Origin of the sequence: Halorubellus litoreus (assembly GCF_037081675.1) — an archaeon.
Lineage (GTDB): Archaea > Halobacteriota > Halobacteria > Halobacteriales > Natrialbaceae > Halorubellus > Halorubellus litoreus.
Map to the genome: position 1 here is coordinate 344,549 of NZ_JAZAQL010000003.1, position 11,629 is coordinate 356,177.

General features: G+C 72.7%; 11 protein-coding genes. 9 read left to right on the forward strand and 2 right to left on the reverse strand.

Annotation, left to right across the window (positions count from 1 at the left end; genetic code table 11):
- The first annotated feature begins 2 nt into the window (after window positions 1-2).
- The 8 genes from VYJ16_RS16530 to VYJ16_RS16565 all read left to right on the forward strand — a co-directional run bounded on the left by VYJ16_RS16530 (window position 3) and on the right by VYJ16_RS16565 (window position 8,886).
- Entirely contained in the window at window positions 3-764 is a 762-nt protein-coding gene (locus VYJ16_RS16530; protein WP_336351418.1) for a molecular chaperone TorD family protein, read from the forward strand.
- Window positions 761-1,699 (forward strand): DUF8068 family protein, encoded by a 939-nt coding sequence (locus tag VYJ16_RS16535; RefSeq protein ID WP_336351419.1) that lies wholly within the window; start codon window positions 761-763, stop codon window positions 1,697-1,699. The genes VYJ16_RS16530 and VYJ16_RS16535 overlap by 4 nt, the downstream gene beginning before the upstream one ends.
- Window positions 1,696-2,535 carry a HEAT repeat domain-containing protein gene (locus VYJ16_RS16540; protein ID WP_336351420.1) on the forward strand — a complete coding sequence of 280 codons (840 nt, stop codon included), beginning with the start codon at window positions 1,696-1,698 and terminating at the stop codon, window positions 2,533-2,535. Before VYJ16_RS16535 ends, VYJ16_RS16540 begins: the two co-directional genes overlap by 4 nt.
- A 1-nt stretch (window position 2,536) precedes the next feature.
- On the forward strand, window positions 2,537-3,880 hold the full coding sequence (locus tag VYJ16_RS16545; protein ID WP_336351421.1) for a P-loop NTPase: 1,344 nt from the start codon (window positions 2,537-2,539) through the stop codon (window positions 3,878-3,880).
- Between the two features lie 81 nt (window positions 3,881-3,961).
- On the forward strand, window positions 3,962-5,260 hold the full coding sequence (locus VYJ16_RS16550; RefSeq protein ID WP_336351422.1) for a molybdopterin molybdotransferase MoeA: 1,299 nt from the start codon (window positions 3,962-3,964) through the stop codon (window positions 5,258-5,260).
- Window positions 5,257-7,173: a molybdopterin biosynthesis protein gene (locus tag VYJ16_RS16555; RefSeq protein ID WP_336351423.1), complete on the forward strand. Its 1,917-nt coding sequence runs from the start codon at window positions 5,257-5,259 to the stop codon at window positions 7,171-7,173. The genes VYJ16_RS16550 and VYJ16_RS16555 overlap by 4 nt, the downstream gene beginning before the upstream one ends.
- A gap of 126 nt (window positions 7,174-7,299) precedes the next feature.
- The gene (locus VYJ16_RS16560; RefSeq protein WP_336351424.1) at window positions 7,300-7,983 is read left to right on the forward strand and encodes a helix-turn-helix domain-containing protein; all 684 of its coding nucleotides are present in this window, start codon (window positions 7,300-7,302) and stop codon (window positions 7,981-7,983) included.
- Between the two features lie 72 nt (window positions 7,984-8,055).
- The gene (locus tag VYJ16_RS16565; RefSeq protein WP_336351425.1) at window positions 8,056-8,886 is read left to right on the forward strand and encodes a molybdopterin synthase; all 831 of its coding nucleotides are present in this window, start codon (window positions 8,056-8,058) and stop codon (window positions 8,884-8,886) included.
- A gap of 33 nt (window positions 8,887-8,919) precedes the next feature.
- Here VYJ16_RS16565 and VYJ16_RS16570 read toward each other — a convergent pair whose 3' ends face one another.
- On the reverse strand, window positions 8,920-9,450 hold the full coding sequence (locus VYJ16_RS16570; RefSeq protein WP_336351426.1) for a 2'-5' RNA ligase family protein: 531 nt from the start codon (window positions 9,448-9,450) through the stop codon (window positions 8,920-8,922).
- 137 nt (window positions 9,451-9,587) lie between these two features.
- On the opposite strand from VYJ16_RS16570, the gene VYJ16_RS16575 reads away from it, so the two are divergent.
- A complete protein-coding gene (locus tag VYJ16_RS16575; protein ID WP_336351427.1) occupies window positions 9,588-10,514 on the forward strand; it encodes an arylamine N-acetyltransferase family protein in 927 nt (308 codons plus the stop codon).
- 70 nt (window positions 10,515-10,584) lie between these two features.
- Here the strand turns inward: VYJ16_RS16575 and moaA are convergent, their stop codons facing one another.
- Complete coding sequence (gene moaA, locus VYJ16_RS16580) at window positions 10,585-11,562, reverse strand: GTP 3',8-cyclase MoaA (protein ID WP_336351428.1); 978 nt, start codon at window positions 11,560-11,562, stop codon at window positions 10,585-10,587.
- Window positions 11,563-11,629: the final 67 nt, after the last annotated feature.

The following is an 11,629-nucleotide window of genomic DNA, read 5'->3' on the forward strand; positions in this document are numbered from 1 at the left end:
CCGTGGCGACGAACCACGAGGCCGACGCCGAGGCGGACGCACTCGCCGACGCTGTCGACACCGAGACGGGCGCTCGCGGCGCGGTGTACGCGCTCGCCGCGCGGACGTTCACCGAACCCGACGAGGACCTGTACGCGGCGCTCGCGGACGGGTCGCTCGACGACGAGTTCGCGGCGCTCGTCGACCGCACCGGCCTCGACGTGGCCCCGCCGGACCTCACCGTCGACGACGACCGGGACACGCTCGCGGCGCGGTACAACGACCTGTTCGTCGTCGGGTACTCGGAGGTCGTCGACGGCACCGACGGCACCGTCCACAGCGAGGGCCCGCCCGTGTCCCTCTACGAGTCCGCGTACCGGTCGGAGGTGTCGTGGAACGACGTGAACCTCGACCTCGCTCGCGCCTACGAGTACTTCGGCGTGGAGGTCGACCAGGACGAGCGCCGGCACCACGACCACGTCCGGCTGGAACTCGAGTTCGCGGGCTACCTCTGCCGGGTCGCCGCCGCGGCACCGACAGTCGACGCGGCCGTCGACGTCGAGGGCGCCCGGCGCGCGCGCCTGGACTTCCACGACCGCCACCTCAGCGTGCTCGTCTCCGGACTCCGCGAGGCGCTCGACGACGAGCCGGGGACGAGCATCTACGGTCGGCTCGCGCGGTTCCTCGACGCGTTCAGTTCGGCGGACGTCGACGACCTCGACGACCGGCTCGACGTCGGCGCCGGGCGGACGACGGCGGACGAAGCGGGAGGTGAGGGCGCGTGAGCGCGGAGTCCTCGCCGGAGGTGACCTCGGACCCGCAATCGCGAACGCGCTCTGGGGGCGTCCGCGCTGTCGTCGCGTCGCGACGGGACCGGCGTTTGCTCGCGGCCGCCGGTGCGCTGCTCGCGACCGCCGCGGTCACCGCGCTGCGCGTGCTCCACAACGTCCCGTTCGACCCGCTCGCGGTCGGACCGGGGGTCCTCCGTGGCGTCGCGGTGCTGGGCGCGTTCGCCGTCGCGGTCGCGCTCGCAGCCGTCGGCCTCGACCACGACGCCGCGTCGGTCCGCGTCGGCTGTCTGTTCGCGGCCGCGTTCGGCGCCCTCGGGACGGTCGCGGACGGCGCGGCGCTCCCTGCGACCCTCGCGGTCCCGGCCGGTGGCGCGCTCGCGCTCGCCGGCGCACTCGGCGTCCCCTCGACGTACCGCGAGGCCCGCGTCCGCGTCGTCGCCGCCGTGCTCGTCGCGGCCGTCGCACTCTCGCTCGGCAGCACCACGGGCGTCCTCCCCGCTGGGCTCCGCGAGGCCGGGAGCGTCGCCGCGCTCGCCGCGCTCTCGCTGCTCGTCGTCCGCCTCCGAGGTGACCGCGTCGCGCTCGGCGCCGGTATCGGCGTCGGGGCCGCCGTCCTCTGGGCGACCGCGGCCGCGCCCTACGTCGCGGGGAGCGCGCTCCTCGTCGGGTTCGGCGTCGTCGGCGGTCCCCACGTGCTGGTCGCCACCGCCGCCGGCGGCGTCGTCGCCGCGACCGTCGCCGGGGTTCGCCGCGGAGCCCTCGCACTCGCCGCCGGCGCTCTCGTGCTCGCGGCCGCCGGGGTTCCGGCGACGCCCGCCGCCGCAGCAGCGGTGGTCCTCGGCGCGCTCCTCGTCGCCAGCGACGCCGACTCGCTCGGACAGGCCGAACCCGCCGACGCCACCGACGCAGCGACGGAGGTGTCGGCATGACGCGCGACCCCGAGGAGGCGACCGACGGCCCGACGGACCCGCGCGTCCACCCCGAGGAGAGCCCGGGGTTCGGCGAGGAGCCCGCGGGCCTCGAGGACATCGAGGTGGACCGGGACGTGACCATCGGGGAGGCGACGCCGCGCGAGCTCGCCGCGACCGACGTCGCGCCGCTCGTCGGCGCGGACGCCACCGAGAAGGTCCGAGACCTCCGGGAGGGCGATGCGGTCGAACGCCGCCGCGCCGCGCTCGCGCTCGGCGAGGAGTCCCGGACGCCGGGCGTCGTCGACGCGCTCGCAGCCGACGGGCTCGCGGACGACGACGCGGACGTCCGCCAGTTCGCCGTCGAATCGCTCGGGCAGCTCGGCGGCGACCGCGCCGCCGAGGCGGCGAGCGCCGCGCTCGACGACCCCGACCCGTGGGTGCGCGCCGAGGCCGTCGTCGCGCTCGACCGCATCGACCGCGGTGCGCACGAGGTCCGCATCGAGCGCGCGCTCGACGACGACCACCACGCCGTCGTCCGGAACGCACTCGTCTCGCTGTACAAGCACCGCGGGGAAGCCCTGCTCCCCGACCTCCTCGACGCGACCGAGAGCGAGAGCGAGCGCCTCCGCGAGTGGAGCGCGCACCTGCTCGCCGGCGTCGACGACGACCGCGCCCGCGACCGCCTCGACGCCATCGCAGGCGACGAGACCGAACCCCAGGTCGTCCGCAGTACCGCCGCGCGAGCGCTCGACGCCGACCCCGGGAAGTTCCGCAGACAGTTCACGGGCGGGACCGAGGACCGGAGCGCCGACCTGCCCGGCGAGAGCACCCTCAACCGACGACCAGACCTCTAGCATGCACGAGCGAGACACGCCAGTCGACGACCACGACCCGCCATCGGGCGGCGACAGTACCGAGACCACCGCCTCGACGCACGACGCCGACGGTGCCGGCGCGAGCGATGCGTCGACCCACGACGTCGAGGACGCGCTCGAACGCGTCCGCGACCCGGAGACCGACCAGTCGGTGCTCGACGCGGGCATCGTCGAGAACCTCCGGGTCGCCGACGGGCGCGTCACCGTCGAGGCGGACCTCCGCGAGTTCCCGCCGGACGCCGCCCAGCGCGCGACGCAGGCGATGGTGCAGGCCGCACGCGACGTCGACGGCATCCGGGGGGCGCGCGTCGAGCAGATAGACCCCTCGCCGGACGTCGCGGACCGCGACGTCGGAATGCGGTCGGCGGACCGCGTCATCGCGGTGGCGAGCGCGAAGGGCGGCGTCGGGAAGACGACCGTTGCGACGTCGCTCGCGTGCGCGCTCGCCGCCACCGGCGAATCCGTGGGGCTGTTCGACGCGGACATCTACGGGCCGAACGTCCCCGAGATACTGGCAGCGACCGGGCCCGTGTACTCCGACGACGACGGCAACCCGGTTCCGGTGGACGTCGACGGCCTGGAAGCGATGAGCGTCGGCCTGCTCTCGGAGGGCGGCCCGCTCGCGTGGCGCGGTGCGATGGCGCACGACGCGCTCAGCGACCTGTTCGAGGAGACCGCGTGGGGCGACCCCGACACCGTCGTCGTCGACCTGCCGCCCGGCACCGGCGACGTGGTGCTGACGACGCTCCAGGACGTCCCCATCGACGGCGTCGTCCTCGTCACCACGCCGTTCCACGCCGCGGTCTCCGACACCGCGCGCGCCCTCGAACTCTTCGAGGAGAACGACGTGCCCGCGCTCGGCGTCGTCTCGAACATGGGCGAGTTCGTCTGCGACGAGTGCGGGCACGCCCACGACCTCTTCGGCGGCGACGACCCGCTCGACGCCCTCGATGTGCCCGTGCTCGCCGAACTGCCATTCACGCCGGAGATGCAGTCGAACCCGGAACCGGACCGCGACGCGCTCCCCGAGGACGCGCTCGCGCTCGCCGACGCCGTCGATTCGGCGTACGACGACGTCTGGGGCGAGGACTTCCCCGAGCACGCCGTCGACGTCCGCGGCCTCGCCCCCGAGGACCGCAAGGACGCGGTCCGCGAGCGCTTCACCTCGCTCGACGCGGGCGAGGCGTTCTTCCTCGTGAGCGACCGCGACCCGACGCCGGTCCGAGACTACCTGCTCTCGCTCGTCGACGCGAACGCACTCGATGCGTTCGAGGTGATGCGCAAGAACCCCGAGACGTGGCTCGCTCGCACGAAGCATCCATGAGCGTCGCGGGACAACGGGCACGCATGATTGCCGAGCGCGAGAGGGAGTGTCGATGACCGCGACGAACCCGAGGGAGTCAGTATGACGGACGGGCGCGGCTTCCGCGACCGCACGCGACTCGACGCGGCGCGCGAGTCGCTCCTCGACGCGGTCGCACCGCTCGACCGCACCGAGTCCGTCCCCGTAACGGACGCCGACGGCCGCGTCCTCGCGGCCCCCGTGACGCCCGCCCGCCCGGTCCCGCACTACGACCGCGCGGCGATGGACGGCTACGCGGTCGTCGCCGAGTCGACGTTCGGCGCGAGCGACCGCTCGCCGAACGTCCTCCACGTCAGCGGCCCCGAGGACGGCGACGCAACCGACGGCGACGGCTCGGTCGAGGCGACGGTCGACGCGCGGACCGCCGTCCCGGTCCACACCGGGAGCGAACTCCCCGAGGGCGCGGACGCGGTCGTGATGGTCGAACGCACCGAGCGGTTCGAGGACGAGGTCGAGATACGCGGGAGCGTCACCGCGGGCGAGAACGTCTCGCCGGTCGGCGAGGACGTCCCCGGCGACGCCGACCTGTTCGCGGACGGCCACCGGCTCCGCCCGTCGGACCTCGGGCTGCTCAGGTCGGTCGGCCGCGCCACGGTCGAGGTCTACGAGTCCCCCGTCGTCGACGTGATTCCGACGGGCGACGAGCTCGTCCCCGCGGACGTGACCGCCGGCCGCGCGCCCGAACCCGGCGAGGTCGTCGAGACGAACGCGCTCACCGTCTCGCGGTACGTCGACGCCTGGGGCGGGACGGCGAACTACCGCGACGTCGTTCCGGACGACGACGCGCGCCTCCGCGCGGCCGTCGAGCGCGGCGTCGCCGAGAGCGACCTCGTCGTCACCACGGGCGGCTCGTCGGTCGGCGACCGCGACCGTATCGCCGACGTCGTCGCGGATGCGGGCGTGGTCGTCCACCACGGCCTCGCGATCAAGCCCGGGCATCCGGCGGGGTTCGGCGTGGTCGACGACACCCCAATCCTGATGCTCCCCGGCTACCCCGTGTCGTGTATCGTGACCGCCGTCTCGCTCCTCCGGCCCGCGCTCAAGCGCGCCGGCCACCTCCCCAGCGTACCGCAGCCGACGACGACCGCGACGCTCGACCGGAAGGTCGCGAGCGAACCCGGCGTCCGCCAGTTCGTCCGCGTCGCACTCCAGGACCCTGACCTCGACTCGGGCGCGGAATCGCCCGACGACGCCCCCGTCGCCGCTCCGGTTCGGGCCTCGGGCGCGAGCGTGTTGTCGAGCGTCACCGACGCCGACGGCTGGCTGACGATACCCGAGTCCGTCGAAGGACTCGACGCGGGTGCGACCGTCGCCGTCGAAGACTGGGAGTATCGGCCATGAGCGACCACAAGGAGTTCCGCGACCTCGCCACGCCCGACGTCCTCCGGGAGACCCTCGCCGGTCTCGACCTCGACCCCGGCGCGGAGACGGTCGCGCTCGACGACGCTCGCGGCCGCGTGCTCGCCGAGCGCGTCGACGCCGGCATCGACGTCCCCGGGTTCGACCGCGCCGCCATGGACGGATACGCGGTGCGCGCCGCCGACACGTTCGGCGCCAGCGAGACCGACCCGGTCGAACTCGACGTAATCGGCGAGGTCCACGCCGGCGACCGCCCGGACGTCGCCCTCGAACCCGGCGACTGCGTGGAGATATCGACCGGCGCGGTCGTCCCCACTACTGCGGACGCGGTGGTGATGGTCGAGGACACCAGCGAGCGCGAGACCGACGCCGACGGCGGCGACGCTGCCGGCAGTGGAGAGCGCGACCGCGTGGTCGAGATTCGGACCGCGGTCGCCCCCGGCACGCACGTCATGGCCGCGGGCGCGGACATCGCCGCCGGCCAGCGCGCGCTCGGCCCGGGGACGCTCGTCACGCCCCGCGAGATCGGGTTGCTCTCGGCGCTCGGCGTCGACGCGGTCCCGGTGCGAGGCCGACCGCGGGTCGCGGTGGTGTCCACGGGCGACGAACTCGTGCCGCCCGGCGACGACCTCGATCACGGCGCCGGCGACATACACGACGTGAACACGCACGCCATCGCCGCCGGCGTCCGCGACGCGGGCGGCGACCCCGTCGTCTACGAGCACGTCGGCGACGACGAGGCGGAGATGGCTGCGACCATCGAGACCGCCGCCAGCGAGTGCGACCTCGTCCTCACGTCGGGGTCGACCTCGGCGAGCGCGATGGACGTCGTCTACCGCGTCGTCGAAGAGCGCGGCGAACGCTTGCTTCACGGCGTCGCGGTCAAACCCGGGAAGCCGACCCTGGTGGGGACCATCGACGGTACCGCGTACGTCGGGCTCCCCGGCTACCCCGTGAGCGCGCTCTCGATCTTCCGGACGTTCGTCGCACCCCGAATCCGGGCGGCCGCGGCGCGACCGCCGACGCGGACCGCGACCGTCGACGCGACGATGGCGACGCGCGAACGCAGCGAGGAGGGCCGCCTCCGACTGATTCCGGTCGGGCTCGTCGAGGACGGCGACGGCGCGACGCTCGCCTATCCGGTGGACAAGGGCAGCGGTGCGACGACGACGCTCACCGCCGCGGACGGCGTCGTCCCCGTCGACCCCGACACGAACTACGTCGACGCCGGCGACCCCGTCACCGTCGAACTGTTCTCGCCGTCCGTGCGGCCGCCGCGCGTGCTCGTCGTCGGCGAGGACGACCCCTCGCTCTCGCGCGCCCTCGACGACGTCGCGTCACCGCGCTACCTCGCCGCCGGCAGCGCCAGCGGCCGTCGGTCGCGCCGGGACGGCGTCGCCGACGCCGCCGCACTCGCCGGCCCCGACGCCGACGATGCGCTCGCCGATGACGGCGACGACACCGCCAGCGTCCTCGGGTCGTGGCGTCGCGACTGGGGGCTCGTCGTCCCCGCCGGGAACCCCGACGGCGTCGACGGCCTCGACGCGCTCGTCGACGCCGACCTCTCGTTCGCGAACCGCGACGCCGAATCCGGGGTGCGCGCACGCCTGGACGACGCGCTCGACGCGCTCGCCGCCGACCGCGACGCGTCCCGCGAGGACCTGGTCGACGGGATATCGGGGTACGCGCTCGAAACCCGCGGCCACGAGAGCCCCGCGCGCCGCGTCGCCGACGGCGTCGTCGACGTCGGCCTCGGCCTCCGGGAGACCGCGGTCGCACTCGACCTCGACTTCGTCGAACTCGGCGTCGACCGCGTCGCCGTCGCCGCGAACGCTGACCGCCTCGACAAACCGGGCGTCCGCGACCTCGAACGCGTCCTCCCCGACGGGGACTGACGCCGCTGCGTCCAGCGAGGCGGGGAGGACCATCGAGCCAGAACCAGCGACGAACATGTTCGCCTTCGTCGTCGTCCGCTGAGAGCGAGACCGCGGGTCTTCACCCTGGACCGCCAAGCGTCGAACATGACCAGCAGCGCTCCCACCGCCGCCGGTGACACCGAACCCGGCGCCATCCGCACCGAACTCGTCGTGGCCGACCCGCGGGGCTGTCCCGTCGCCGACGCGTCCGCGGAGACCGGCGGGCGCGCGTGCCGCGTCTCCCGCTCGAAGGACGGCGGGGTCGACGGCAGCACCGTCGGCGAGTTCGAACTCCAGGACGCCCGCAGCGAGGACGCGCCCGCAGTCGACTGCCGCCGGCTCTTCGAGACCGACACCGGGGACGTCTACCGGTTCGACGCCGACCGCGAGACCCCCTGCGTCTGCCAGGTCGTCGAATCCCACGGCATCCCCGTCGTCGACGCGCACGCCGACGACGGCCAGTTGCACGTCACGTTCCACGCGACCGACGTCGACGCAGTCCGCGACGTCGTCGAAGCACTCCGGGACCGGCACGGCGGCGTCACCGTCCGCCGCCTCTGGCAGTCCGGGCGCGCGAACGCCGACGACCTCGCGTTCGTCGACCGTTCGCGACTCACCGACCGGCAGACCGAGGTCCTCGAGACCGCGTACCACCTCGGGTACTTCGACCGCCCGCGGGGCGCGAGCGGCGGCGACGTCGCCGACGCGCTCGACATCTCGCCGTCGACGTTCGCCGAACACCTCGCCGCCGCGCAACGCAAGGTCCTCGGCGACCTCCTCGACGACTGACCTCGACGCCATGACCCACATTGCAATCCCGACGACCACAGGCTTACGACCCCCCGGGCGCTACCCTCGACCATGCAGGTCGTGAGCGTCGTCGGCGCGTCCGACTCCGGGAAGACGACGGTCGTCGAAGCGCTCACCGAGCGCCTCGCGGACCGCGGGCGCGTCGGCACCGTCAAGCACCTGACGCACGCCCCGGACGTCGACACCGACGGCAAGGACACCGCTCGGCATCGCGCCGCCGGCGCGAGCGAGACGTACGGTCTCGTGGACGACGGCGACTGGTTCGCGACCGGCGCGGACGCGACGCTCGCCGACGTCCTCGACCGGCTCGCGCCGCGGCACGACTACGTCGTCGTCGAGGGCTACAGCGACAGCAGGCTCCCGAAGTTCGCGCTCGGCGACCGCGACGTCGCCGACCCCGTCCTCGAACGCGCTCGGTCGCCCGACGCTCTGGACGTCGACGCCGCCGTCGACGCCGTCGACGCGCTCGAACCGTACCACACCCTCGGGTCGCTCGTCGCCGACGTCAAGTCCTCGCCGCGCGCCGACCGCGCCGGTGCCATCGCCACGTTCACCGGTCGCGTCCGCGCGAAGGACGACGCCGACGACGTCGAGACCACGCACCTCGAGTTCGAGAAGTACGACGGCGTCGCCGACCAGCGCCTCGCCGCCATCCGCGAGGACATCGAAGCTCGCGACGGCGTCCTCGACGTCCGCCTCCACCACCGCACGGGCGTCGTCGACGCCGGCGAGGACATCGTGTTCGTCGTCGTCCTCGCCGGCCACCGCCGCGAAGCGTTCCGCGCCGTCGAGGACGGCATCGACCGGCTCAAGGACGAGGTCCCACTGTTCAAGAAGGAGGTCACGGTCGACGACGCGTTCTGGCGGCACGAAGGGCCCTGACCGGTCGCGTCCAGTTGCCGCATCCAGGTCGGCTCAGAGGCCGATCGAGGCGACCTCCTCGTAGCGTTCGCCGTCCGCTGGCGGACGCGTCACCGTGATCTCGTTCATCTCGACGGTCCACTCGAAGTCCCTGTCGAGGAGGTGCTCGACGACGTTCGCGGCTCGTTCGTCGTCGAGGCCGAGCGCGAATCCGACGTGCGGGAACCACCGTCGCGGCTCGTAGAACGGGACCGGCGCGGTCTCGAACTCCTCGAGGGCGTCGACGACGTCGCAGTGGAGCGCCGTCAGCTCCGGCCGGCGCGCCACCGGCAACCACACGTGGTTCCCGGGGAACACGCCGACGCCGTCCGTCTGCACGTCGAACGGGTCGTGTGCGCTCGCCGCCTCGGCGACCGCGTGCTCGACGGCGTCGACGTCGACGTCGTCGGCGAGCGCGTACAGCGAGAAGTGCGGGAAGGGATTCGCGTACGGGTCCACGTCGAACTCGGCGACGAGGTCGTCTCGAACGGACTGGACGGTGCTCGAGTACGGCTCCGGGAGCGGCATCCCGACGATGGTAGCCATACCCCGACGTTTCGGTACACCGTCATAATCCTTTTCGTCACGAACCCGGACGCCGTCTGGCGATCCCGGTGACGGAAGTACCCTGCAATCGGGTTCGGCACACGCTCAAGTACCGCGCGACCGAACGTCCAAACCGAATGACAGGGTCCGACTCGCTCGACGGCCTCGACGTCGACGCGTACCTCGACCGCATCGGCGTCGACGTCGACAGCGTCCCCGAGCCCGACTACGAGACGCTCTCGCGCCTCCAGGCCGCGCACGTCCAGCACGTCCCCTTCGAGAACCTCGCCATCGTCGGACACCCCCACCGCGCGGACGCGACATCGGGCGACGACGCGAATCCTGTCGACGCCCTCGCCACCGGCGTCGTCCTCGACACCGACGCCATCTTCGAGAAGATAGTCGAGCGCGAGCGCGGCGGGTACTGCTTCGAACTCAACGGACTCTTCCACTCGCTCCTCGCCGAACTCGGGTACGACGTCGACCGCGTCGCCGCACGCGTCGTCGGCCGGGACGGCGACGCGCGCCCGCCAGCGAACCATCACGCGAACGTCGTCCACCTCCACCGGCCGTTCGTCGTCGACGTCGGCATGGGCACCCCACAGATGCGGCAACCGACGCCCCTCGACGGCACCGAGGTCACGGACGACGCCGGGGTCACGTGGCGCGTCGTCGAGAGCGACCGCGACGACGCCGACTACGAGACCCAGTACCGCGAACCACACGAGCGCGACTGGCAGACCAGATACGTCTTCGACACCACGCCGCGCACGCTCTCGTACTTCGACGCCACCAACGACTACCTCCAGACCTCGCCCGATTCCCCCTTCACGGCCGGGCCGACGCTCTCCATCGCCACCCCGGACGGCTACCGGAAGCTCGACGCGGACACGCACACGCTCGTCACGTTCCACGACGCCGACGACGGCACCAGCCCCGGCCCCGACGCCGTCGGCCGCGACGACCGAACCCGCATCGAGAAACGAACCAGGGAACGCCCCGTCCCACCCACCGACTGGGACGTCGTCCTCGAATCGACGTTCGGCATCACGCTCGACACCTGACAGCGACCGCTCGCGGGTCGACACGTCGAACCAAACCGAGGCATCGAACCATCCCGTGCCAGGAGCGCGGTCAGTCGTCGCCCGCCGTCGGCGCAGGAAGGTACTTCTCGTTGACGACCCACTCGCCGTCGTCGTCCTCGACGAGGTACTCGCCGTAGTACGGGACGCGGTTCGCGACCGTCTCCTCGAACGTCTCGCGGATCTCGTCTCGGGTCATCTCGCCCATCGACCGGTGGTCGTCGCCGCGGTTCAGGCAGCCCTTCAGTTTGCCGTCGTGCGTGACCCGAACCCGGTGACAGTTCGCACAGAAGGTCTCGTTCCCGACGGGGTCGACGATCTCGACCATCCCGCCGTCGACGAAGTACCGCCGTCGGTCGTGCATCTCGCGGTGCTCGACGCGGTCGGCTTGCTCGGCGAGCCACCCGTGGACGCGCTCGATGTCTATCGCCCACTCGGGGTTCCCCGCGATCTCCGGCATGTACTCGATGAGCTGGAGCTGGAGGCCGTCGCGTTCGGCGACGCGGTCGACCATCTCTGGGACGTATCCAGCAGTCCCCTCGAACACGACCATGTTCAACTTCACGGGCGCGAGGCCAGCGTCGAGCGCCGCATCGACCCCTTCGACGACGCGGTCGTACGCTCCGGATTGCGTTATCTCCGCGAACGCCTCCGGGTCGACCGCGTCCTGACTGACGTTCACGCGCACCACGCCAGCGTCCGCGAGCGCCTCGGCGCGCCCAGGGAGGAACGTCCCGTTCGTCGTCACCGAGATCTCCATCGAATCCGGCGTGCGGCGGACGATCTCCTCCAGGTCCTCGCGGAGCATCGGCTCCCCGCCCGTGAACTTCACCTTCCCCACGTCGTACTCGGCGGCGACGTCGAGGAACCGCACGACCTCGTCCGCGGTCATCTCGTCGTCCTGGGGCTCCTGCGGGCCGCGCGTGTCGCCGAGGCCCTCGTTGTGGCAGTAGACGCAGTCGAAGTTACACCGGTCGGTCAAGGACACTCGTACGCCCGAGACCTCGCGGCCGAACGCGTCCGAAAGCATCTACGTTCGAGTTGCGGGCCGACGCGGATAAACGTCGCGTCCACCCCTGTCGAAGCGGGAATCCACC

What these genes read in the sequence shown, in the direction of transcription:
- VYJ16_RS16540 (WP_336351420.1), top strand. Translation starts at nt 1,696, where the DNA reads ATGACGCGCGACCCCGAGGAGGCGACCGACGGCCCGACGGACCCGCGC.
- VYJ16_RS16545 (WP_336351421.1), top strand. Translation starts at nt 2,537, where the DNA reads ATGCACGAGCGAGACACGCCAGTCGACGACCACGACCCGCCATCGGGC.
- VYJ16_RS16550 (WP_336351422.1), top strand. Translation starts at nt 3,962, where the DNA reads ATGACGGACGGGCGCGGCTTCCGCGACCGCACGCGACTCGACGCGGCG.
- VYJ16_RS16555 (WP_336351423.1), top strand. Translation starts at nt 5,257, where the DNA reads ATGAGCGACCACAAGGAGTTCCGCGACCTCGCCACGCCCGACGTCCTC.
- VYJ16_RS16560 (WP_336351424.1), top strand. Translation starts at nt 7,300, where the DNA reads ATGACCAGCAGCGCTCCCACCGCCGCCGGTGACACCGAACCCGGCGCC.
- VYJ16_RS16565 (WP_336351425.1), top strand. Translation starts at nt 8,056, where the DNA reads ATGCAGGTCGTGAGCGTCGTCGGCGCGTCCGACTCCGGGAAGACGACG.
- VYJ16_RS16570 (WP_336351426.1), bottom strand. Translation starts at nt 9,450, where the DNA reads ATGGCTACCATCGTCGGGATGCCGCTCCCGGAGCCGTACTCGAGCACC.
- VYJ16_RS16575 (WP_336351427.1), top strand. Translation starts at nt 9,588, where the DNA reads ATGACAGGGTCCGACTCGCTCGACGGCCTCGACGTCGACGCGTACCTC.
- moaA (WP_336351428.1), bottom strand. Translation starts at nt 11,562, where the DNA reads ATGCTTTCGGACGCGTTCGGCCGCGAGGTCTCGGGCGTACGAGTGTCC.